This window comes from Sneathiella sp. HT1-7 (assembly GCF_020731145.1).
GTDB lineage: Bacteria > Pseudomonadota > Alphaproteobacteria > Sneathiellales > Sneathiellaceae > Sneathiella.
In genome coordinates this window covers 1-24,362 of the sequence record NZ_JAJFZN010000007.1, presented here as the reverse complement: position 1 = coordinate 24,362, position 24,362 = coordinate 1, and the positions used below count along the sequence as shown (strand labels likewise).

At 53.3% G+C, this 24,362-nt stretch carries 18 protein-coding genes and 3 pseudogenes; 12 read left to right on the top strand and 9 right to left on the bottom strand.

The window, feature by feature from the left end; genetic code table 11:
* Positions 1-46: 46 nt before the first annotated feature.
* Genes LKE13_RS18200 through LKE13_RS18175 form a run of 6 tightly spaced genes read right to left on the bottom strand, consistent with a single transcriptional unit; the run spans position 47 to position 10,118 of the window.
* Entirely contained in the window at positions 47-499 is a 453-nt protein-coding gene (locus tag LKE13_RS18200) for a hypothetical protein (RefSeq protein ID WP_227953210.1), read from the bottom strand.
* Between the two features lie 2 nt (positions 500-501).
* Positions 502-1,185, bottom strand: a complete 684-nt coding sequence (narI, locus tag LKE13_RS18195) for a respiratory nitrate reductase subunit gamma (protein ID WP_227953208.1) — start codon at positions 1,183-1,185, stop codon at positions 502-504.
* A gap of 9 nt (positions 1,186-1,194) precedes the next feature.
* Entirely contained in the window at positions 1,195-1,890 is a 696-nt protein-coding gene (narJ, locus tag LKE13_RS18190) for a nitrate reductase molybdenum cofactor assembly chaperone (protein WP_227953206.1), read from the bottom strand.
* On the bottom strand, positions 1,887-3,440 hold the full coding sequence (gene narH, locus LKE13_RS18185; protein WP_227953198.1) for a nitrate reductase subunit beta: 1,554 nt from the start codon (positions 3,438-3,440) through the stop codon (positions 1,887-1,889). The genes narJ and narH overlap by 4 nt, the downstream gene beginning before the upstream one ends.
* Before the next feature lie 9 nt (positions 3,441-3,449).
* Positions 3,450-7,190, bottom strand: a complete 3,741-nt coding sequence (locus LKE13_RS18180; protein WP_227953197.1) for a nitrate reductase subunit alpha — start codon at positions 7,188-7,190, stop codon at positions 3,450-3,452.
* 24 nt (positions 7,191-7,214) lie between these two features.
* The gene (locus LKE13_RS18175; RefSeq protein ID WP_227953195.1) at positions 7,215-10,118 is read right to left on the bottom strand and encodes a nitrate/nitrite transporter; all 2,904 of its coding nucleotides are present in this window, start codon (positions 10,116-10,118) and stop codon (positions 7,215-7,217) included.
* A 244-nt stretch (positions 10,119-10,362) separates the two neighbouring features.
* Here LKE13_RS18175 and LKE13_RS18170 point away from each other — a divergent pair, with 244 nt between their 5' ends.
* Complete coding sequence (locus LKE13_RS18170; protein ID WP_227953193.1) at positions 10,363-11,061, top strand: cyclic nucleotide-binding domain-containing protein; 699 nt, start codon at positions 10,363-10,365, stop codon at positions 11,059-11,061.
* Between the two features lie 24 nt (positions 11,062-11,085).
* Positions 11,086-11,220, top strand: a pseudogene (locus LKE13_RS18165) (IS6 family transposase); the annotation flags it as partial.
* 14 nt (positions 11,221-11,234) lie between these two features.
* Here LKE13_RS18165 and LKE13_RS18160 read toward each other — a convergent pair.
* Entirely contained in the window at positions 11,235-12,485 is a 1,251-nt protein-coding gene (locus LKE13_RS18160; RefSeq protein ID WP_227953191.1) for an acyl-CoA dehydrogenase family protein, read from the bottom strand.
* Positions 12,486-12,670: 185 nt separating this feature from the next.
* Here LKE13_RS18160 and LKE13_RS18155 point away from each other — a divergent pair, with 185 nt between their 5' ends.
* Both LKE13_RS18155 and LKE13_RS18150 read left to right on the top strand, forming a co-directional pair.
* Positions 12,671-13,081: a PaaI family thioesterase gene (locus LKE13_RS18155; protein WP_227953189.1), complete on the top strand. Its 411-nt coding sequence runs from the start codon at positions 12,671-12,673 to the stop codon at positions 13,079-13,081.
* Between the two features lie 300 nt (positions 13,082-13,381).
* Entirely contained in the window at positions 13,382-14,755 is a 1,374-nt protein-coding gene (locus tag LKE13_RS18150) for a nitronate monooxygenase (RefSeq protein WP_227953187.1), read from the top strand.
* Between the two features lie 565 nt (positions 14,756-15,320).
* Here LKE13_RS18150 and LKE13_RS18145 read toward each other — a convergent pair.
* A pseudogene (locus LKE13_RS18145) lies at positions 15,321-16,154 on the bottom strand (IS3 family transposase); the annotation flags it as partial.
* Between the two features lie 44 nt (positions 16,155-16,198).
* Between LKE13_RS18145 and LKE13_RS18140 the strand changes: the two are divergent.
* From LKE13_RS18140 to LKE13_RS18130, 3 genes are all read left to right on the top strand, one after another.
* A complete protein-coding gene (locus LKE13_RS18140; protein WP_227953185.1) occupies positions 16,199-16,342 on the top strand; it encodes a hypothetical protein in 144 nt (47 codons plus the stop codon).
* 27 nt (positions 16,343-16,369) lie between these two features.
* Entirely contained in the window at positions 16,370-16,768 is a 399-nt protein-coding gene (locus tag LKE13_RS18970) for a transposase (RefSeq protein ID WP_227953244.1), read from the top strand.
* Between the two features lie 540 nt (positions 16,769-17,308).
* A complete protein-coding gene (locus LKE13_RS18130) occupies positions 17,309-19,183 on the top strand; it encodes a hypothetical protein (RefSeq protein ID WP_227953183.1) in 1,875 nt (624 codons plus the stop codon).
* Positions 19,184-19,525: 342 nt separating this feature from the next.
* Here LKE13_RS18130 and LKE13_RS18965 read toward each other — a convergent pair.
* Positions 19,526-19,714: pseudogene (locus LKE13_RS18965) on the bottom strand (IS6 family transposase); the annotation flags it as partial.
* Positions 19,715-20,128: 414 nt separating this feature from the next.
* Between LKE13_RS18965 and LKE13_RS18125 the strand changes: the two are divergent.
* The 5 genes from LKE13_RS18125 to LKE13_RS18105 all read left to right on the top strand — a co-directional run bounded on the left by LKE13_RS18125 (position 20,129) and on the right by LKE13_RS18105 (position 24,189).
* Complete coding sequence (locus LKE13_RS18125; protein WP_227953181.1) at positions 20,129-21,490, top strand: site-specific DNA-methyltransferase; 1,362 nt, start codon at positions 20,129-20,131, stop codon at positions 21,488-21,490.
* Positions 21,487-21,891, top strand: a complete 405-nt coding sequence (locus LKE13_RS18120) for a DUF5681 domain-containing protein (protein ID WP_227953180.1) — start codon at positions 21,487-21,489, stop codon at positions 21,889-21,891. The genes LKE13_RS18125 and LKE13_RS18120 overlap by 4 nt, the downstream gene beginning before the upstream one ends.
* Positions 21,892-21,914: 23 nt before the next feature.
* The gene (locus LKE13_RS18115) at positions 21,915-22,328 is read left to right on the top strand and encodes a hypothetical protein (protein ID WP_227953179.1); all 414 of its coding nucleotides are present in this window, start codon (positions 21,915-21,917) and stop codon (positions 22,326-22,328) included.
* A 397-nt stretch (positions 22,329-22,725) separates the two neighbouring features.
* The gene (locus tag LKE13_RS18110) at positions 22,726-23,664 is read left to right on the top strand and encodes a hypothetical protein (RefSeq protein ID WP_227953178.1); all 939 of its coding nucleotides are present in this window, start codon (positions 22,726-22,728) and stop codon (positions 23,662-23,664) included.
* Between the two features lie 189 nt (positions 23,665-23,853).
* A complete protein-coding gene (locus LKE13_RS18105; protein ID WP_227953177.1) occupies positions 23,854-24,189 on the top strand; it encodes a DUF3489 domain-containing protein in 336 nt (111 codons plus the stop codon).
* Positions 24,190-24,362 lie beyond the last annotated feature (173 nt).

Here is a 24,362-nt window from a genome sequence, read left to right as displayed (position 1 = left end):
TTCTACCAATTCCCGATAGCTGTCCATGGAACATCCTCTCTCACCATCACAGAGAGCCTGCCAGATCAAACCCTGAAATGCGGGCGGATCCGGCGAGATGCAGGATGTAGGATCTGATCCCCTCGCGCACGCTCCGGGTATGCAGGTAATCGCGTATCCTCTCTTCGACAGTCTCGTAAGGCAGAATGGCGTTACTGGCGTCCGAGACACGAAAGCGGTGTTTATTCTGTTGGTAGTAAGCGCGGCAGGCGTCGGAGCTGGCGGAGGGAGCCGTTACTTCCTTTTCAACCAGATGCATCAGCGAGGCATCGAGATCGATATCATTCTGATCAGGATCGCCGAGGCCCTGCCTTATGGCTTCCTGGCGCAGCAGCTCCCGCACGACAAGAGCCTGGGCCGCGGCATCGCGCGCCTTCTCCATGCTTTCCGCAGAATGATACTGCATCTCGGAGAAGACGGCGTTGTCGTCAATTTCGGTGTCATTTACGAAAACTGGCATAGTTACCCCCGTTTGCGGACGACTTGATATCCCGGCCGCACAATATATTTTACCGGTGCACTGAACACATGCACCAGGCGGGTGAAAGGGAATATAAGGAAGATCGTCAGGCCGAGAAAGATATGTACCTTGAAAATAAACGCTTCCTCCATCACGAAATCAGCGGCGCCGGCCCGAAAGGTGACGATATGCTGCGCCCAGTTGGCAAGCGCGATCATGCTGCTGCCGTCGGCATGCTGGGCCGATGCCGGTATCGTCGCGAGTCCCAGAATGAGCTGCAAATACAGGACAACAAGGATCAGTATATCAGCGAATGTACTGGTCGCGCGAATTCTGGGGTCCATTATCCGGCGCCAAAGCAGGATCGTCAGGCCAATAAAGCACATGATCCCGAAAATCCCGCCGGCGATCATCGCCATCTTCTGTTTTACGGCGGCGCTCATAACCAAATGATAAACAGCTTCCGGAGTCAGCAGGCCGACAAGATGGCCAACGAACAACAGGATAATGCCAATATGAAACAGGTTGCTGCCCCAGCGCATCCCCTTGCTTCTGAGCAACTGCGAGCTATCGGCTTTCCAGCTGTAGGGGTTTTGATCATAGCGTAAAATACAGCCAAGGATCATGACAAGAACCGCGATATAGGGATAAATACCGAATAAGAGTTCGTTTAGGTAAATGTTCATCTGCCCCTCCTATTTAGACTGGCTGAGTTCTGAATGTTTGGCGCCGAAATCAAGTGGCTGGGCTGTCGGGCAAGTCCCACAGCTCGAATCACCAATACCGTCAAAAGCCGGCGCCTCGTCCCATTCCTTGTCCAGCGCTTCGAGACTGTCGTCGCGCGCCGCCTCTTCGATCAGCGCCTGATGAACAAACTCCTTGTCGATGGCGGCGTCGGTCATTTTCGCGAGCGCCTCGAAAACGATACTGTAACTGGACCCCCGCTTTTTGAGCTTGGCGCCGATGGCGGCGACGATATGCACGACCTCTCCCAGAGTCCCTTGCGCTTCCTGCGGCGCACAGATTGACAGGAATTCCAGAAACAGCGGTAGATAGTCAGGAAGCTCTTTCGCGTTGAGAACGAGTCCCTTTTCCCTGTAATGATCAATTAGATCGACCATCGCCTGCCCGCGATCACGGGATTCGCCGTGGATATGCTCGAACAGATAAAGCGAATTCCCGCGGCCACGGTCGAAGAGTAATACATACTCTTCCTGTGCCCGCAGTAGATCGCGTGCGGCGAGCGTTTCCATAAAGGTAACCAGCCCAGCCTCAAGCTTACGAGGCAGAATATTTTCACTGCGCAAGACCTCAACCAAATCTTCCATGTTTTTCCGGAGTTCTTCAGTTGGGTAAGTGAGCAACAGACCGAGTATTTTGAAGGTTTTCATTTTTGCCTCCGAATTTGTCCATTCAAGGAGTTTTTATGGGTTGGCGTGCCGAACAGGCTCTTCTTGACCTCTCCGCCCGAGCACCCGTCGCCAAAACTGAAACCGCATTCCGAGCGGGACGCAAAGGCGATTTCATTATCAAAGGGGGTTTTGCCCGCATATTCCCGGTGATTGGTCGGGATCACGTAACGGTCTTCATAATTGGCAATCGCCATGATCTGGTACATATCCTCAACCGTCGGTTTATCGAGGCCAACATGGTCGAGGATGCTTTGATCCGGCGCACCTTCGACATGCTTCGTGCGCATATAGGCGCGCATCGCCAGCATGCGTTCCAATGCATGGGTGACCGGCTGCTCCTTCCCGGCGGTGAGCAGATTAGCAAGGTATTTGACCGGAATGCGGAGTTTGCTGACATCCGGGATGACGCCGTCGGTTTCAAGCTGGCCGTCTTCCCACCGGCTCTGGATCGGGCTGAGAGGCGGGATATACCAGACCATCGGCATTGTCCGATATTCTGGATGCAGCGGAAAGGCAACCTTCCAGTCCATGACCATTTTATAAATTGGAGATTTATTTGCGGCTGCAAGCCAGCTATCGGGAACACCGTCACGTTTCGCCGCAGCAATAACTTCCGGATCAGAGGGATCAAGGAATATATCGATCTGCGCCTCGTAAAGGTCCTTCTCATCGGCAACGCTCGCCGCCTCTTCGATCCGGTCCGCGTCATAGAGCATGACACCAAGATAGCGGATACGGCCAACGCAGGTCTCACTACAAACCGTCGGCTCGCCATTTTCTATTCTTGGATAGCAAAAGGTGCATTTTTCCGACTTCCCCGATTGCCAGTTGAAATAGATCTTTTTATACGGACAGCCGGAAACGCACATCCGCCATCCCCGGCATTTATCCTGATCGATGAGGACAATACCATCCTCCTCGCGCTTGTAGATTGCGCCGGAGGGGCAGGCCGCGACACAGGCAGGATTCAGGCAATGCTCACAGAGCCTCGGGAGATACATCATGAAGGTATTCTCAAACTCCCCATACATCTCTTTTTCGATATCCTTAAAATTATAATCCTGACTGCGCTTCTCGAATTCGCCACCGAGAATTTCCTCCCAATTCGGTCCCCATACCGGTTTTTCCATCCGCTCGCCTGTCAGAACGGAATGCGCCCGCGCCGTTGGTACATCCTTGGCTTCGCCAGAGGTTTGCAGATGAGCATAATCGAAGGTGAAGGGTTCGTAGTAATCGTCAATTTCCGGCAGGTCCGGATTGGCAAATATTTTCGACAGCAGGCGAAACTTTCCGCCCATTTTCGGTTTGATCTTGCCGTTCGATTTGCGTGTCCACCCCCCGTTCCACTGCTTCTGATCTTCCCAGTTACGCGGGTAGCCGACGCCGGGCTTGGTCTCGACATTGTTGAACCAGGCGTATTCGACGCCAGCCCTGCTCGTCCAGACATTCTTGCAAGTGACCGAACAGGTGTGGCAGCCGATGCATTTGTCCAAATTCAGAACCATGCCGATTTGAGCGCGTACTTTCATTTTACTCTCCTATTCGGCGGCTTCGGTGACGGGGTTTTCGTCACCAAAATCAACATTTTCAATTTTGCGGACCATGACAAACTCGTCGCGGTTAGACCCCACAGTGCCATAGTAGTTGAACCCGTAGGACAGCTGGGCATAGCCGCCGATCATATGGGTCGGCTTGACCACTGCGCGGGTCACCGAGTTATGGATGCCGCCGCGCGCTCCGGTCGTCGGCGATATCGGTGTGTTGATGGTTTTTTCCTGGGCGTGATACATCATCGTCATGCCCTCCGGCACGCGCTGCGAGACGACGGCACGGGCGACGATGGCGCCGTTGGCGTTGTAAAGTTCGAGCCAGTCGTTGTCCTTCACCTCAATCTTTCGAGCATCAGTTTCGCTGATCCAGACGACGGGCCCGCCCCGGTTCAGCGTCAGCATCAAAAGATTGTCCGAATAGGTCGAGTGAATGCCCCACTTCTGATGCGGCGTGATCCAATTAAGCGCGACATGTTTATCGCCTTTTTCATGGCCGGTTACAAGCGCAAGGGTCTTGGTGTTAACAGGGCCCTTATAAAGGCAGAAGCCTTCCCCGAAATCGCGCATCCATTCATGGTCCTGATAGAAATGTTGACGTCCCGTCAGCGTGCGCCAGGGGATCAGTTCATGGACATTGGTATAGCCCGCATTATAGCTGACATGCTCGTCCTCAAGGCCGGACCAGGTTGGTGAGGAAATGATCTTGCGCGGTTGCGCCTGAAGATCGCGAAAGCGGAGTTTTTCATCCTCTTTCGGGCGCGCGAGGTGTGTATGGTCGCGTCCCGTTGCCAGCCCGAGCGCCTCCCACGCCTTGACGGCAACCTGTCCGTTGGTTTCTGGCGCCAGAGACAAGATCATTTCCGCCGCGTCGATATCGGTTTCCAGTTTCGGACGGTCCGTATTCGATCCTTCATAATGAGTGCCATTGAGAAGACCGAGGAAGGCCACTTCCGCCTCCGTGTTCCAGTTGATCCCCTTGCCGCCATTGCCGAGTTTTTCAAGCAGCGGACCGATGGAGGTAAATCTCTGGTAGGTATTGGGGTAATCTCGCTCGACCGTGATCAGGTTCGGCATTGTCTTGCCGGGGACCGGGTCAACTTCGCCTTTTTTCCAGTCCTTCACGTCGAAGGCCTGCGCGAGCTCACCGGGCGTATCATGGAGGATCGGCAACGACACGATATCCTTCTCCACGCCGAGATGACCGGGGCAGAGGTCCGAATAGGCTTTCGCGAAACCCTTGTAAATTTCCCAGTCACTCCGACTTTCCCACGCCGGATCAACAGCGCAACTCAAAGGATGGATAAAGGGATGCATGTCTGAGGTATTGAGATCGTTCTTCTCATACCAGGTAGCGCTTGGCAAAACGATATCCGAATAAATGCAGGTCGTGGACATTCTGAAATCGAGCGTCACTACAAGATCGAGTTTGCCCTCCGGCGCGTCCTCATGCCAGACCACCTCGGAGGGTTGCTGCGCCTTGTCATCGCCAAGGTCTTTGCCAAGCACGCCATGAGTGGTCCCGAGCAGATGCTTGAGCATATATTCATGGCCCTTGCCTGAAGACCCCAGCAGGTTGGAACGCCAGACGAAGAGGTTGCGCGGAAAATTTTTGGGATCGTCTGGGTCCTCGCAAGAGAATTGCAACTCGCCGGATTTCAGCTTACCCACCACATGATCGGCACCGGAAAGTCCGGCGGCGTCGGCTTCACGCGCGAGCTCCAGTGGATTCTGGCTCAGCTGCGGCGCTGACGGCAGCCAGCCCATACGTTCGGAACGGACGTTGCAGTCGAGAAGGGACGAATCCTTCCACTTCTCCTTATCCGCTGTCGGCGACAGGATTTCGTCCAGCTTCAGCTTCTCATAGCGCCACTGATCCGAATGGGTATAGAAGAAGCTGGTGGAATTCATATGACGCGGCGGACGGCTCCAGTCGAGGCCGAAGGCAAGCGGCTGCCAGCCGGTTTGCGGGCGCAGCTTTTCCTGCCCCACATAATGCGACCAGCCGCCACCGGACTGCCCGATGCAGCCACACATGATCAGCATGTTCATGATCCCGCGGTAGATCATGTCCATATGATACCAGTGATTGACACCCGCCCCGAGAATGACCATCGAGCGGCCATGGGTCTTGTCGGCATTATCGGCGAATTCGCGCGCGACCTTGATGACCTTTGCGGCCGGAACGCCGGTGAACCGTTCCTGCCAGGCTGGCGTATAGGGAATATCTTCATCAAAGGATTTCGCGACATTGGCGCAGCCGAGGCCTCGGTCAATCCCGTAGTTCGCCACCATCAGGTCAAAGACGGTAGCAACCAGCAATTCGCCCTCCGCCGTCGTTATCTTTTTAACCGGGACATGGCGGTCAAGGATACCTTCATGGTCAGAATGATTGAAAATCGGCTGATCATTCTCCAGATTTCCAAAATAGGGGAAACCGACCGTAACCACCTCGTCCTTATCATCGATAAAGGTCATTTCCGGAGAGATATCGCTTCCGACCCGCGCGTCTTTCATCTCCAAATTCCATTTGGCGCTCTTGTCCCATCTTGATCCGACGGTGCCATTAGGCACTTTCAGGCTTTTCGACTTGCTATCGAACAGGACGGGCTTCCACTCCGTGTTCTCGGTCTCGCCGAGGTTGCCTGCGAGCTCGCTGGATCTGAGCGTCCGTCCGGCAACATACCGGCCGCCCTTTTTCTCGAGCCGTACGAGGAACGGCATATCCGTATATTGCTGGCAGTAGTCGCGGAAATAGGATGATTTGCCGGAGAGATGAAACTCCTTCAGGATGACATGGCCCATCGCCATCGCCATCGCGCTATCGGTGCCCTGCCGCGGGTTAAGCCAGAGGTCCGTCAGCTTGGCGACTTCCGAATAATCCGGTGTCACCGACACCGTCTTGGTGCCTTTATAGCGAACCTCGGTGAAAAAATGCGCATCGGGAGTGCGGGTCTGCGGCACGTTCGAGCCCCAGGCGATGATATAGCCTGAATTATACCAGTCAGCGCTTTCCGGAACATCCGTCTGCTCGCCCCATGTTTGCGGCGAGCTCGGTGGCAGATCGCAATACCAGTCATAGAAACTCATACAGACGCCGCCGATCAGGGACAGATAACGGCTGCCAGCGGCGTAGGAGACCATGGACATCGCCGGGATCGGGGAAAATCCAATGACCCGGTCAGGCCCATATTCTTTTGCCGTATAGATATTGGCGGCGGCAATAATCTCGTTCACTTCCTCCCACTCGGCACGGACAAATCCGCCGCGCCCGCGTACTTCCTTGTATTCGCGCGTTTTAGCGGGATCCGAGGCGATACTCGCCCAAGCATCCACGGGATCGGGATGATGTCTTTTCGCCTCCCGCCAGAGCTTGACCAGGCGGCTGCGGACGAGCGGATATTTGAGGCGCGCGGCGCTGTAGAGATACCAGCTGTAACTTGCCCCGCGCGAGCAACCGCGCGGTTCGTGGTTCGGCAAGTCGGGCCGCGTCCTAGGATAGTCCGTCTGCTGCGTCTCCCAGGTCACCAAACCGTTTTTGACGTAGATTTTCCAAGAGCAAGAGCCCGTGCAGTTCACGCCATGGGTCGAACGGACAATCTTGTCATGGGACCAGCGACCACGGTAGGCATGCTCCCATTCCCGGCTTTCATCCGTCGTTATGCCATGTCCGTCCGAAAATTTCTCGGGGCTGGCGGTGAAATAGCTGAGCCGGTCAATCAGGTTGCTCATAGAATTACTCCCAAAGTCAATATTTTACGGGTTCTTCACATACGCGTTCTTGCGAAGGTAGAACCACCAGTTGATCAGAACGCAAGCCCCATAGAATAAGGCGAACCCATAGAGCGCATATTCCGGTGTTGTTGCCTTGATCTGCTCCCCAAAAACCTGGGGGATGATAAACGCGCCGTAAGCAGCAATGGCAGAAGTCCACCCAAGGACGGGTCCGGCCTGTTCTTTGTCGAAAACAAAGGCGATCGTCCTGAAGGTCGACCCGTTGCCAATTCCTGTTGCAGCGAACAGGATCAGGAACAGAATAAGGAAGGGGAAGAAATAGGCCTCCGGCGTCGTTGAGCTATAGGCCGCCTGCATGAAATAGGCGACACCGAGCGCCGAGCAGACCATGACTACACTGATGAGCTGGGTCACCAGCGCCCCACCGAATTTGTCCGCCAGCTTGCCGCCAACGGGCCGGATAAGGGCGCCGATAAAGGGCCCCATCCAGGCATAGGTCAAGGCACTAGGCCCATTCGGATTAGCCACATCATGAGTCATAACCCCATCCACCATGCCATGCTGAAAGCCGAAAATGACCTTGATTGCCAATGGCAAAGCTGCGGAAAACCCGATGAAACTGCCGAATGTCATTGTATAGATGACAGTCATCGCCCAGGTATGTTTGTTGTTGAATATCTTGAACTGACGTTTCAGGTTGGACTGTATTGTCCCGGGAATAAGCCGAAGCAATAACAGTGTAAGCAGAATGACGATGGGCAGCACCAGCCATTTTGACAACTGCAATCCAGAGCCGCCGACGTCACTTGGCAACAGGAGCCACAATCCGAATATCGACGTAATAAGCCCGGCCAGCAGCATTCCACCAATCTTGAAGAATGCACCGAGCGGAGAACTGGCATCCGGCGAAACATGCTCATCGCGAATATTGTTCATACCGAACCAAACCGCAAACGCGAGCGGGATCAGAAAGATCAGCCAGACAAATCCGGCATTCTGGATATAGGTTTCCGTTCCTGCCGGAATTTTCCCGATCAACGTCCCGGACGACGCTTTCAGAATCATCGGATCGCCACCAAACATGGCAAACGTCATCACCAGCGGCACAAGAATCTGCATCGTTGTCACACCGAAGTTGCCAATTCCCGCGTTCATCCCGAGTGCATAGCCTTGAATCTTTTTTGGATAGAAAAAGCTGATATTAGACATGGATGAAGCAAAATTACCGCCACCAAGACCACTTAACAGGGCCATGAGCTGAAACTGCCAAAAGGGCGAATTAATGTCTTGCAACAATATCCCGGCCCCAAGCGCCGGAATAATCAAAAGCGACGTGGTGAAGAAGGTGGTATAACGCCCCCCGCCAATTCGGATAAAGAACGAACTGGGGATACGCAGCGTCGCCCCCGATAGACCCGCTATTGCCGTTAAAGTGAATAGTTGGCTTTGGGTAAAGGGAAAGCCCAAATTCATCATTTGCACGCTAATGATGCCCCAATAAAGCCAAACTGCAAATCCGCAGAGGAGTGCTGGAATGGAAATCCAAAGATTGCGCGTGGCGATGGATTTACCGTCAGTCGCCCATTGGACCGGATCGTCCGGATTCCATCCCCGCAGATCGCGCAAGCTTTCGAATTCAGGCAAGTCATGCGGCTTAAGCAGTTCGGGAACGCGTTTTCCTTCCAGCCTGCGAACGGTGAAATGCATCCAAGTCAGCGCAATCGCGATAAGGATGGTCAGCAACATGAAGCAACTGGTCCACACGCCCGTCAGATCGTTCATGATACCGAATGCGATGGGCAGGAAGAACCCGCCAAGACCGCCAATCAAGCCAACGATACCGCCTACGGAACCGACATGACCCGGATAGTATGTGGGGATATGCTTGTAGACCGCCGCCTTGCCGAGCGACATGAAAAAGCCGAGGATGATCGTTATCGTCACGAAAAGCCATAGCGGAATGGTCAGATTGAAGGTGATGGGACCGTCAATACCGGCAACCGTATAATCCGTTGACGGGTATGAGAGAATAAACACACATATAACGCTGGCGATGAAAGTCCAATACATTACCGTTCGGGCGCCCCATTTATCGGACATCCACCCCCCGAGCGCACGGAAGATCGATCCCGGCAACGCATAGGCCGCTGCCAGCAAGCCCGCCGTGGGCAATTCGAGGCCATAGGCGCCGACGTAATAGCGGGGTAGCCACAGCGCTAACGCAACAAAAGCGCCGAAGACAAAGAAATAATAAAGCGAAAATCGCCAGACTTGCAGATTTTTGAGCGGTTCAAGCTGCTCAATGAAGGAGGCGTGCTTGATGCCTGCCTTTTTGCGTGCCGCAATATCCGGGTCTTCCTTGGAAAACAGGAAAAACAGGACGGCAGCAACCGCCATAACAATGGCATAAATCTGCGCGACACCTTGCCATTGCCCACCCACCATGATCAGCAAATAAGGGGCGCCGAAATTGGTCACGGCCGCACCGACATTTCCCATACCGAAAATGCCAAGGGCGGTTCCCTGCTTTTCTTTCGGATACCATTTGGCGACATAGGCGACCCCGACCGCAAAACTGCCGCCAGCGAGACCAACCCCAAGGGCGGCCATAAGAAACATCTCATATGTCGAAACCTGGGTCAGCAAGTATGCGGCAAAAGCCGTAAGCAGCATTTGGACCGTATAGACGATGCGCCCACCATATTGATCCGCCCAGATACCGAGAAAAATACGGCTTACGGACCCAGTCAGAATTGGCGTGGCCACCAAAATACCAAACTGAGTATCAGATAAGCCCAGTTCCGATTTGATCCTGATACCGATGATCGAAAAAATCGTCCAGACCGCAAAACATACGGTGAAGGTAAGCGTGCTGGCGGCCAAAGCGCGCTTCTGATCCCTGATGTTAATGCTTGGGCTACTCACGATACTATTCCCTCTCAATTTCTACTCTGCCGGACACAAAATAATTCTTGAGAGAGTTGACCCTAGTTACAAAAGCGGAAGATTGATCTAAATCAACGATGTAGGATAAGAATGTAAAAACAAGCCAGGAGGAAACAAATGGCGGCTATTTCATTTTGAAAAAACAATAACATAGATATAAAATGTAGATTTTTTTGATAATTCTGATAATTTATCACTTGATATTTATCAATTAGGATAACGAATGCGTTCAGCTGATTTGCCGGAAGTAAGAGCGATCCACCTTTTTCAATCGCTGTCGGAGGAGACATTCGATTCAATCCTCAAGGCCGCCTATTTTCAAACTTTCCCAGATCATGTGGATTTGATTGAAGAAGGTGATCGCGCCGACTTTCTCTATGTCGTTGTTGAAGGTTGTGTAGAGCTGTATGCCAAAGCAAATGGCCGGGAAACAACAATGGCCATGGTATCTCCAGTTGGAACTTTTATTCTGGCGGCAGTCTTGAAAGATGCCGCTTATCTGATGTCGGCCAGAACATGCCAGCGTTCCCGAATACTAATGATCCCCTCCGAGGATATCCGCTCCGCCATAGAGAAGGACAATGCCTTTGCCGCGGCAATCATTTGGGAACTTGCAGGCTGCTATCGCGCGATCGTTAAGGAACATAAAGGCCTGAAACTCCGGACAGCGGTGGAACGGCTTGCAAACCGGCTGCTGCGCTACCATAACGATCAAGGCGGCAATGGGTCCTTGTCACTTCCTTATGACAAACGAACATTGGCCTCGCTTTTAGGAATGGGGCCTGAAAATCTGTCTCGGGCCTTTAATACTTTAAAGCCCTATGGCGTCACCGTCGACGGTTCAAAGGTACGGCTTGGCGACCTTCAAGCGCTGAAAACATTCGCTAAACCAAACTCACTTATTGATGATCGTTTCATGTAAAAAGGGCATCAGCGCCGTCGTTTCTTGCCTCATATCATTCAGCATACCGTCTGTCTGCATACTCGATTTATACTGAGTCATCGAGATAGTGAAGATCTGCTTGCGGAAAGAGGTCTAGATATTTTCTACGCAACGGTTCGACGTTGTTTTCAAAAGTTTGATGAACCTTGTTCCTACAAGCGTTCAGGCAGGGTCAGATATCTTGCCGCTTCGCCCAGATTTTCAGCGCTCTTCTTTGTTTCCATTCGCGCAATCCCACGCAGATGAACCTCGTCTGGACCGTCGGCATATCTGAGAGCACGGCCCCAGCTGTAAATGTCAGCCAACGGCGTGTCCGGACTCAAGCCCATTGCGCCGAATGCCTGCATTGCCCTATCCGCAATCCGGCACTGCATGGCGGGCACCAGGGCCTTGATCATTGAAATTTCCTTGCGCGCAGAACGAGCCCCAACCGTATCAATCAAATACGCGGTTTTTAGAACCAGCAGGCGCGCCTGTTCAATTTCAATTCTGGAAAGCGCGATATTTTCGGCAACACTGCCATGTTCGCTCAAATATTTGCCAAAGGTTTTCCGCTCTTGGGACCGTTCGCACATCAGTTCGAGTGCAACCTCGCATTGGCCGATTGAACGCATACAGTGATGGATGCGTCCGGGGCCCAAGCGGGCCTGGGCCATCATAAAGCCATCCCCCTCCGACCCCAAAAGATTGCTCGCGGGAACTCGAACATCGCGGAAGACGACTTCACAATGTCCCTCAGGCGCATGATGGTTTAGCACAGTAATATTACGCACTATCTCGACACCCGTCATCTCTATGGGAACCAGGATCATACTTTGCTGGCTATGAGACGGCGCGTCTGGATCAGTCTTGCCCATGACAATCAAAATTTTGCAATTCGGATGCGCCGCGTTCGTGATAAACCACTTGCGACCATTGATGACATATGTATCCCCATCTCGCCTGATCAATGTCTGGATATTTGTCGCATCGGAAGAGGCTACATCCGGCTCCGTCATGGCAAAGGCAGACCGAATATCGCCGTTAAGTAGCGGTTTCAACCACTGATCATACTGCGCCGGAGTCGCGAACATATGCAGCAGCTCCATGTTACCGGTATCCGGAGCATTACAGTTGAACACCTCTGCTGACCACATAACGCGACCCATTATTTCTGCCAAAGGAGCATAATCAAGGTTACTAAGACCTGTTCCGGGCTCATCAGGACGCAAGCTTGGCAAAAACAGGTTCCACAGACCTTCTTCTTTGGCCAAATCTTTAAGATCATTCATAAAGGATACGGGAAACTGGCCATTAGCAACTTCCTTGTGCCAGTCACTATTGCGCGGGAGAATATGTTGATCGATAAAATATCCCACACGCTGACGCAACTCTTCACATTTTGAAGAATATTCAAATTCCATTACACTTCTCCTCAAGCGAATAATTTAAGAGAAACTTCCTATCTATCTTGCCCAACATCCCTTCCCTATAACGCTGAAAAGAGGAAATACCGTTTCTGCTCATCACCCGGCAGCATTTAAAATCAGAAATCTGCACTAGTCTGATGAAACGAACATTGTTTTCAATCAAACAGAGAGAGGAAGAAATGAACGTGATAATTCCGGATGGCTATGAACCGTTTGTCGAAGACAGCGGATATATAGGCCATAATGGCCCATATTATGTGAAGTATATGAATAACGGAATATGCAAATACGGATTTGCGACGAATGAACATCACGCCAATCCCAACAATGTAATTCATGGAGCCGCATTGACCGGGTTCGCCGATACAGCGTTGGGCCATACCATCGTTAAAGAATCGGGAAGGTATTGCGCCACCATATCTCTTACAACCGAATTTATTTCGGCTGCGGCTGTCGGGAGCTGGGTAGAAGCTTCGGTACGCATAAAGCGAATGACAAACAGTTTAGTGTTCGTCAGTGCTGACGTCTATTCGGAAGACAATATCCTGCTAACGGCCACAGGTGTTTTCAGGCTATTTAACGCATCTTAAAGTAAATAATTATGCTCAGGAAAATGCGCAACAAGCAAGAAAACGGTCTAATATCGATTGCTCTGCCTTTCTGTGTGTTTGACATCAATCAATGCGTTCAGTGGCTTTAAGCCCGAAAGTGTACGGCAATGACCGGTTGAAGCGGTTCCTATTTGATATATACCAATCTAGGAGCCGATATTAAAATGGGCGGATAAAGTATTGTGTAGCATTTCGGAAATTCAGGAAAAACTTAATAAGACTGTATATATCGATGGTGAGTGGATCCTCCCACTCGTTCAAGGCGGCAAGGGTATTGGTGTGACGAACGGGAAAAGTGCCGGTGCCTGGGCCGCTGAGAATGCGGGGGGAACCATTTCCGGTACCGGTGCAGCCATTGGCTATGACAAAAATGGCCGGGAGATTTCCTACCCATTTACGGGTAGATCTCGTCATAAACGACATCAGGAGCTTATTGCATGGTCCATTGAAGGTGGAATCTTACAGGCTAATATTGCGCATAAGAACGCTGGTGGTAAAGGCCGCATCCGCATAAATTTCCTTAAGATGGCTGGCGGCGCCCAGTATGTTATGAAAGGCATATTGGCGGGAACACGCCTGTCTAACGGCCGTAACATGATACATGCCGTGACGATGGGAGCTGGTTTACCAACCGAAATGGATGCGCAGAACTGCGCGGACGAAGCTGTCTATCTGGACCCCATTATTTCCGGCGGCATGGCCCTGAAAGTGCTTTTAAATCGCACTTTTCGAAAATGGCAGGGCAGGTACGTCGACATTATTGGTGCCGTGGTCTATGAGGACCCTTGGCTGGCCGGGGGACATAATGGCATTACCAGCAGGGAAAACCCCGATATCGCTGAAGACCCTTATGAACGAGTTAAAGGCTTGCGCCGGATCATGAATGACAACGGCATGGAGAATGTCACCATTGTTATGGCCGGAGGTGTTTGGTATCTGCGGGACTGGGAGCACTGGCTGGAGAACGCTGACATCGGCCCGATTGCGTTCCAGATCGGGACACGAGAAATGTTAGCAAAGGAAAATCCAGCCACGGATGAATGGAAACGTCTTATTTTGTCGATGAAAGAAGGCGATGTGGTCCTTAATAAATTCAGCCCGACGGGCTTCTATTCGTCAGCATATAATAACGGCCTGATTCAGAAACTTTACCAACGTAGCCAAAGGCAGATGCCATACGCCAAACAAAAAGATGAAAACATGACGGCTCATATTGAAAATACGGTTGGCAAGCCGCAATATTATGTCGCAGATGAAAATAAAAGGATGGCGGATACATGGATCGCCGAGGGATTTGACGTGGTCCTGCGTACGCCGGATAACACACTGATTTTTGTAACGGCCGAAGACGCCCGAGAAATCAAACAAGACAAGAAAGACTGCGTCGGCTGTCTGGCCAATTGCAAGCTTAGTGGCTGGAGCCAGGACCCACAGAAAAAATACTCTACGGGGAAACTGCCGGACCCTCGCGTCTTTTGTATTCGCAAACGACTACTTGGTGCTATTCAGGGACAGGATCTGGATAAAAATCTTATTTTTACTGGTCATAATGCCTATAAATCAAGGGACGATCCTTTTTACCGAGATAGAAACGGCGCTCCGTTCATTCCGACAGTAAGACAGCTTATCGAACGTTTAATGACAGGTAACTAACGACTTCATACCCTATCTCAACAGACCCGTTGTATGAAAGTCGCTGGCTGGAATGTTTGATCATGGTACGTAAAGCGGCGTGAAATATTAGCGAGGCATTGTCAGAGTAAAATCACTTGAGCCGTATTGACGCCGGATTTACGGTCAGCGCATGAAAAATCCATTCCGTTATTTCAAGACTTCACCTGAAATCATCCGCCTAGCAGTTATGATGGTGTTGACAACACCGATCTAGGCCTCATTTACAAAAAATTCAATGACTTGCCTGATTTTGCGAAGAAGGTAATCTGGTATCGAGGTAAACCAGATGATGCGCAATCGACCAGACAGCTTTTTATCACGATTTATTTTCCGCAAAGTTCCGGAATCGGTTCTTGTTTCAGATCAGCAGGAACCGGAGCTCCCTACATCGCAAAGGACGGCGTTAAAAATTAGACAAGTATCTGAGGCTTCTTTGCCTTGGGCATCAAACGGTGAACAAATTGTTCAGAGTGTCCGTCATCATATAAAATGGGCTTAGCGTTGGCTTGATCTAAGAGAGGTTTGGCTCATCAGGTTGTTGGTATTATGCGACTGCCTTGCGGTATTGCAAGCGCCGTTGTTTGAATGTTTTCAGTTTGATCCTTTCCCTTTGTTTCAAGATTGATTGTCCGCGGCCGAAGTAGACATCGGCAGGTGTGAGATTTTTGAGACTTTCGTGATATCTATGGTAGTTGTAATGGGTAATGAATGCCTCGATCTGGTTTTCAAGGTCACCGGGTAGGAAGTAGTTTTCCAACAACACACGGTTCTTCAGGGTTTGATGCCAGCGTTCTATCTTACCTTGGGTCTGTGGATGATAGGGCGTTCCACGGACATGTGACATGCCTTTGCCCTTTAGCCATTGTGCCAAATCAGCCGAGATATAGCTGGCGCCATTATCGGATAATAGCCGTGGCTTGTGTATGACATTGGCCTGATGACAGCCAGATGCCTGTAACGCCAGCTCCAGTGTATCCATAACATCGGTCGTCTTCATGGTCGTGCAGAGCTTCCAGGCGATGACATATCTTGAGAAGTCATCGAGAATGGTCGAGAGATAGAACCGTCCCCAGCCAATGATTTTGAAGTAAGTGAAGTCGGTTTGCCACATCTGGTTTATGGCCGTGGTTTTGTCTTTAAACTCACTGGCTGCCTTCATGACGATAAAAGCGGGACTGGTGATCAGATCATGGGCTTTGAGAAGACGGTAGACGGAGGCTTCCGACACAAAGTAGCGTTTGGTATCAGTGAAGGTCACTGCCAGCTCACGCGGACTGAGCTCCGGTCTCCCCAGGGCGAGATCAAGAACCGCGTTCCGTATCTCGTCGGGAATACGGTTCCAGATAACTGTCGGTCGGGGAGCTTGATCTTCGAGGGCATTGCGCCGAGTTCGGGCTGATCTCTGCACAAGGTGCTTCCAAAGTGACTGGCCTGATACACATCATCCATAATCCAGAGGATACCCGTCTTCCCGATCTGGCGCGCGAAGCTCTCGGTCTTTTGGTTGAGCAGCTCATTACAGGCCGGACCCAGGTCAAGGCATCGGAAGCAAGCCTTCTAACCTGACATCGGTTAAACTAGGCAAGCCGCCGACTGGAGACGATTTCCGGGGTCGGCCCGATCATCGCGCTGGCTGTCGAAGTTTTCTCGCCCGACGTGGCGTGCTTTAAAAGTGGCAGGGACCTCGCGGCCTGGCTGGGTCTTGTTCGCCAACAACATTCCTCAGGGGGTAAGGAGCGGTTGGGCCGCGTCTCCAAGGCCGGGCAAGCCGATATCCGCAGATTGGTAAATATAGGGGCGATATCCCGGTTGAACTGGCTGGGCCGCAAATCGATCCCGGAAGGCTCGTGGCTGGCGCGGCTTCGGATGCGGAAACCGAGGATGCTCGTCGCAATCGCCTTGGCCAACAAGATGGCGCGGACGATCTGGGCCATGTTGACAAAGGATGAGGCTACCAAGATCCGGTACGCGCTGTCGTTGCCTGACAATTGATGCAACGCACGACAGGCCAAAGCCGATGAAAGGGAGGGTGAGAAGTCAACGACCTGCATGGGCGAGTTGATTGAATAGATCTGGAGCGGGAAAACCAGTGCTGGCCCACGAGCCATTCCAGGCTCGTTCATCAGATTTGGACCTGATCCGCGGATCACCATACCGGCCCGCGGCTTCTGAAATGGCCACAACTAAAGGCCTCACAGAAGACTGCACTCAATCACTCTTCAAATGCCTCAAAAAACTTCTTGCATAATCAGCGGCAACCACAGAAGGGCCAGCGGTCATCGTACCGCATCGCTCGTCTTCTCAGGCATCACCCGTCGCACTACCAGCCCCTGTATAACCGATTGACCGATCCGGAAAAGGGCGCTACGGTTTTAAGCCTTCGCCGAGGGGGCGGAGCCTCCGCTCAGACCTTATAGCCATTGCTGCCTGGGCCAGGGGAGTCAGATTCCGCACATCCGGACGTTTCCCGGTCTGCGCGCGGGATCCGCGCGGCGTCATTACCCGCAGCGGACAAAACGATAGGAGGCTTTCATGATGCGTAACCATGCTTATGTAACGCTTGCCGCGATGTTTTTAGGAATTGCAACCATTACGTCGGCATCGGCAGCGATCCAAATACCCAATTGCGAGGGGATCGTTAATTGGGCCGCACGAGCTTATCCGGAAGATGAGGCGACATTGGTGCGTAATGCCCAACCGTTCCACAGCGGCGTCTGGCTGCTCTCGGGATTTAAGGACAAACATTGGATACCGGTTTTCGGTGCACCTTTCTCTGAAACCACGGCGGCCGAGTTCGCGAAATTCTCGACAACGGCAGAAGCCTGTCGCCGAGAGCGCCGGTCCGAGCTACAGAGCTTGCCAAACAACCATCCGCGACGGGCCATCCTTGTCGCTGCCGATACATACCTGCTGCGTTCTGCCATTGCCCGGCAACAGCTCAATGCGCAAACCGCCGCGCCAATGCTGGCACGTTATAAAGCCGCCTTCGCTGCGTATAATGATGCGATTGTGACGCGTGACGCACAACTTAGTGCGCTGAAAGACTTGCCCCCGGGGATGGAGAGCTTCACGACCCTGGAAGAGATGAAGAGGGATCCGAAGCTGGCTAGTCTAGGACCGTCGCGGGCACAGCATATTCAACTCTTGGATACCGCAAAGCTTGATCTCGCCGATGCGATGGTCATGGCGGCTGCCGAAGAGATGGCGAGCTTCCCTGTCAGCCTTGACGGGTTGCGCGACTTGATTGCCTATCGGGCGAAAGCGCGGTCGGAACTCAGCAAGCTCAAGAGCACGAAGGTTCAGCACTTCCTGAGCGTCGAAGCGGAGCGCACCAATGCCTTGGCCGCGGCGGCTTTGCCCGCGTTTGTCGAAGAGTTGCAGGCGGCGCCAGCCAACGCTGATGGCAAGGCGACGGTGCAGGCGGCCGTCAACAACCTGTTCCCGCAACAGCCGTTGCCGCGCAATATTCGCGCCTACCAAAAAGCTGTGAAGAAGCGACTAGCCGAGATTGATGAGGAGATAAAGACTGTTGCTTGCAATAGCACCTTAGCCAAGCACGGTATGAGTGATGACGGTAACACGCTTTTGCTGGGACCCGGGGGTGAATCCAGCCTCGGCGCCTTTGTCTGTGCGCTCACCGACAAGGGCCTCGCCTTTGGTGAGTACAAGAAGCCGGGGTTCTTCGGCAGCACTCACGAGTTGGTCATGCAGATACCGTCGGGCCCTTCCTTGGTCTTCGAGATGAAGCTGGTAGAGGCAATCAAGGGAAGGCCAGACATGCTAGTTGGTACCCGCATAACGGATCCGACCCGGACACAGGAACTGACGGTGACATCCTGGCAGGAACTGGCTGCGGAGATGACTGGATACATGCCGCCGGGCATTACTGGGGAGGAACTTCTGCCAGCTGCACAGGCTAAGCTTGATAGCACACCGCAGGGGTGTGTGACGACGGTCTATACCCAGAGCGTAACCGCGTTTCCTGTCGCTCTTCAGGCGGGAGCGTTGGACCGGGACACGATCAGGCGGTTTGCGCTACTCGGCGATCTCAGCTTGGTTAACGTTGAAGAGCAACCGAGCGCAAACAAATCCTACAGAAACTACCGTTACACCTTGACTGCGGCGGCCGAGCCTTACTTTAAGGGTAAGCACGGCCTGTGTTTCGCCAAGCTTATAGCCGAGGACATCAGCGATGTTTCGAAACCGTTCACGCGCGATGGCCGCACCTACGTGACTGGTATTTTGGAAGTATTCCCCGAACTACCCGAATTCGCACTTGATCCGCGGTTTGCGCAAGCTGTTGACGGACCAATTCGAAACCTGATCAATGCGATGAAGTCTGGCCAGGCAATACGATCCAAGGTCGCCTTCGTTCAGACCGATGCAGGCTGGAAAGCGGCGGACTAAAATTGGTTTAAAGTGTGGCGCGTCAGTAAAGAAACTGTGTGCCGCTTCGGTCAGCCTAAACAGGATGCCGATTAGGTGTGCCCCCAGTCTCTGATCCACAGCGCGGCCTTCTTCGGCACCTATTTTTCCTCCGCCGACGGGATGTTCTCCGGCGAGCTTTGCCAGATAAAACGTGCTTGAGCTTGTTTGATGCGGAATTTACGGTCATCTGAATAGCCACGTTTCAAGCTGATACCCAAACTGTCAGCGGGCCACATTGGTGCTGCTGTTAGACGAATGTGATCTCGTCTCCGTTTGACGTAAATTGGTAATAAGGTACCACTGTTGTACCGTGTTAAGTCGCTACCACTCGGCCAGCACAGCATTTCTTTGAAGCTTAAATGTTTCTCGATTGTTTTGATGACACTCATGGTTGAAGTGGTTATGGACTGATGAGTGGATTGAGACGAATTTCCGTAAACTTCGCAGGCACCAAAACTTTAGCATTGCGTATTCTCGTCGTCGAAAAGGTAGGTGAGAATTTTCGTAACGAGGGGAGGAATGGAATTTACCCTGTTGCATCCGCAATACGGTGATTGTTCCCCTTCAGCATTCATGAGACAAATTATTGAGTTTGCGTAAGAGATGATTTTTGGTTCATTGTAGCTATTCAGAAGCAAGGATAAGGCAGAAACCCGAGTTGTCATTTGTTACGCAAGGACCTGGCTCATATTTCCCCTTGCAATCCCCGCGTGTTTACCCTATATTAGAGTTGCCTTAGAAGAAGGCAAACGTCAGGCATGGCCCTGCCGGGACCCTTCTTCGGTGGAGAGAAAAGCGGGGCATGGTCCGGCGCACTTTCCTGAAGGGTCCATAGCTTTCCATGGTGTGAGCGTGGTTTTCGGAAACTTTCCGGGACTGCGCTTTTTTTATGGCTGGTTCCGGTAATTACGGAGCTTTAGCACCATGAAAAATAACACCCTCAGGCAACAGCGTCTTGATGCGCTCACGCCATATGCGCGCAATGCCCGCACCCATTCAAAAAAGCAGATCCGGCAGATCGCCGACAGCATAGAAGAGTTCGGCTTTACCAACCCGGTCCTGGTCGATGGAACGGGCGGTGTCATCGCCGGGCACGGCCGGATAGAGGCGGCGCGTCTTCTCGGGATGGAGAGCGTGCCCACACTCTGCCTTGCGGATCTGACACAAGAACAGGTCCGCGCCTATATCATCGCCGACAACCGCCTTGCGGAGCTTGCCGGCTGGGACCGCGAGATCCTCGCCATCGAGCTGCAGGAACTTCTCACGATCGATCTTGACTTCGATATTACCCTCACCGGGTTCGAGACCCCTGAAATCGATATTCTCATCGGTGAATTGGAGGCGGATGCATCGGATATTCCGGAAGAGGACATCCCTCTCGTTGATACCGGACCGGCCATCACACAGGTCGGCGATATCTGGCAGATCGGAAAACACCGGCTAGTCTGCGGCGATGCTACGGATGCGGACGTCTATGACAGTCTTCTGGAGGGCAGCAAGGCGCAACTGGTCTTCACGGACCCGCCCTATAACGTGCCCGTCGACGGCCATGTCTGCGGTCTTGGCAAGGTCCGCCATCGCGAGTTCGCCATGGCGGCGGGAGAAATGGACGAGGAAGGCTTTACTGGCTTCCTCGGCACCGTCTTCAAAAACCTTGGCCGCTTCAGCCAGGATGGCGCGGTCCAGTTCATCTGCATGGACTGGCGGCATATCGGCGAGATGAGCACAGCCGGCAAGCTCTCCTACTCTTCATTGATGAATATCTGCATCTGGGCCAAGACCAACGGCGGCATGGGATCGCTGTACCGGTCACAGCATGAGTTGGTCTTTGTTTTCAAGGCCGGGACCGGCAAACATATCAACAATGTCGAGCTCGGCAAGCACGGTCGTAACCGGACCAATCTCTGGACATATGCCGGGATCAACAGCTTCGGCAAGACCCGCGACGCTGACCTCGCCCTGCATCCAACGGTAAAGCCCGTCGCCCTGGTTGCCGATGCCATTCTCGACTGCTCAAAACGGAACGGCATTGTGCTGGATGCCTTCGCCGGCAGCGGTACCACGCTGATGGCGGCGGAGAAAACCGGACGGCGTGGCTATGGCATCGAGCTTGATCCTCGGTACTGCGATGTCATTGTCAAACGGCTCGCAGAGGCCACCGGCGTTCCGGCGATCCAAAAGCAGACCGGGAGGACATTTGACGAGATGGCTGCAGAAAGGACAGAAGACGCCGGTGAGAGCTCTCTCCTCGCCCAGAACAGCGATCATGAAGGGAGTGCGTCATGACGGATGAGAAAACGCCTGATGGCGACTATGAGGTCGGCCACGGCCGGCCGCCGAAAGGCACCCGCTGGAAGAAAGGTCAGTCGGGCAATCCGATGGGCCGGCCGAAAGCCGATAAAACGAGTCCGGTCGATATCTCGGCCGTTCTTGATGAGCCGGTAGCGATGAAAATTAACGGCAAAGCCAGAAAGTTACATCCCTTTGAAGCCATGATCATGCGAATGGTCCAGCAGATGATAAAAGGAGAAATCATGCCCCTGATCCGGCTTGTCGAGTTCTGTGAACAATATGACCTCATTGATACCCCGCCCCCGGAATATGGCGGCGGGGTCATGTTCGCTCCAAAGGGAATAACTCCGGAACAATATGTGAAACAATATGGCGAGATTGTCGATGACGAATAACGGTCAGACAGGAGGAAAAAACTATGTCGGATAAAAATACAGTACAGGCATCAGGAAGAAAGACCCTGAAAGACGGTGTCAATCCGGGCGGGCGGCCAAAGGGGTCGAAAAACCTCAAAACGATGCTCCGGGATATCATGATGCAGGAATATGTCGTGATGGATGATGGCAAAAAAAAGCGGCGGACGCTGCTGCACATCACCCTGCTCAATCTTCGCAAGGCGGCCCTGGACGACGCCCGCCCCCGGGCAATGAAGAAATTCGGGCAAGTGCTGGAAAGATACCGCCCCGGCGTCATCAACGAAGCTGCCAGGGTTATTGTTGCCCCCGCAGAGATGACACCGGAAGAATGGGAAGCAGACCAAATAGAGAAAAACAAGACCCGCAAGCCGCCGCCGGGCGCCTTCGACGACGATGAAGACTGGAAAAACCGCTAACATCTTTGCCACAGTCTGTCCCCGTTCTGTGGAAGCCGCGCGTGCCATGTCCTGATCCGCCCGGACTCCGCGGACAGACAGGCCAACATTCGGGTCGCGGGCAGCAATATGCCGGCCGGAGGCTTTTGTACCCTCCAGTCGGCGGCCGGCATCCGCCGGAATGTGGCCGCCGTGTCGTTCCTCTATGCCCCGGGAACGGCGGGAGCAGGCCACACAATCTTTCCATCCTGCAGAAAGCACTGGACTTCCGCCGGCAACAGAGCGGTACTGTTGTCGCGATACAGGGCACACAGACACTCCCGCTCGCCAGCCCGGCATCCCTCTTCAACGACTGTGCCGGGCTTCCCTCAGTGCAAGCCCGGGCGCACCGCCGGGGCAAATCACGGAGGTCGGAGCGATGACACAGAAGATATATACAAAAGCGCGCTATATCAAACTCGGTGCGCGGGGCGGATGGGAACAGCACTGTCTGGAAAAGGGCATTGCTCCCCTCGCCTATTATGACGTCCCGCACGAGATGGCGCTGGCCAGTGACCGGGAGGCCATCCGCAAGATAAATCTCGATCTGGGTAAAACGGCCGGCACCGCCACCGGGCATGCCAACCAGATCCTCGGTTTTTACGATCCCGATCCCGATGTCCTCTGGATTACCTTCTCCGGCGGGTCACTCTGGTGGGCGGAACTTGCCCCTGACGTCGAATATCTAGGATCGGATCCGGAAGAGTTCCCGCAAGGGAGCCGCTTCCGCCGCACGGTATCCGGCTGGCACAGGGTCTCGTTCGGAGGAACGCCTCTGCTGATCGGGGAACTGAGCGGCAATCTCACCAAGGTTGCCGCATATCAGGGCACCATCTGCACCCTCAAACCCGATCAGCTCGACTATCTGCTGCGCAAGCTGAAGGATGAAGACCTGCCCGAGATCACGGTGGCGCAGGACGCCCGCAGGCAGCTGCTGGCGACAGTGGAAGACGTCATCCAGCTTCTCACCTGGCAGGATTTTGAACTCTTTACCGAGCTCCTGTTCAGCCGGAGTGGTTGGCAGCGGGTCAGCTCGCTCGGCGGCACCCAGAAGACCCTGGATCTGGAGCTGCTGCTACCGACCACCGGCGAGCGGGCGGTCGTCCAGGTCAAGTCCGCCACCAGTCAGGCCCAGCTCGATGACTATATCGGGCGGTTTAATGCAATGCCGGCCGACAAATACTTCTATGTCTATCATACCAGCAAGCACACACTTGATCCCCGGGACAGTGATATCTTCCTGATGGGCGCATCTGCCCTTGCCGATCAGGCGCTTAAAAGCGGACTTGTTGACTGGCTGATCAAGAAGGCAGCGTAACGCGGTCGGCTGATGTTCACCCGGAGCAGAAAGGACTGGACTTCTGCTGCCGACAGAGCGGTACTGTGACGGCGATATAAGGGTGCCTGAACGCCTCCCCTCGCCAGCCCGGCTCTCCTTCCCTCAGGCGTCGGGCTCGCCTCAGTGCAAGCCCCGGCATACGGCCGGGGCAAAGTCACGGAGGTCGATATGACAGCAGCAAAGACAGAACCGAAACCGGAGGCAGTCGAAACAAAGGCGGAAATGCCGCCATCAAGTACGAGGCCGGCAAAAGAGGCGACCCGACGGAAGTTCACTTCCGGTGCCCGGAAGAGGATAAAACCCTCCCCTAAAAAGCCCGATATTATCCTCAAACTTGTCAAGCGTTCCAAAGGTTCAAGTATGCAGGACCTGGAGAAGGCCACCGGATGGCAGGCTCACAGCATCCGGGCGGCGCTGACAGGACTACGCAAGAAAGGGGCTACCATTGAGAGGCAGAAGAATACAGCCGGTGAGACCACCTACAAGCTGATGGTCGAGGGATGATGGCATGACAAATATCTCCCCTGAATGCCGGCCTTCCCGGGAAGACCTTATTGACGCCTGGATTAAGGATTACGGCGGACCGCCGCCCAAGGGCTTGAGCACCCGGCTTCTTCTCTACGCCTGTCATTACAACCGTCAGGCAAAGGATTGCGGTGGTTTGAAGAAATCGACCC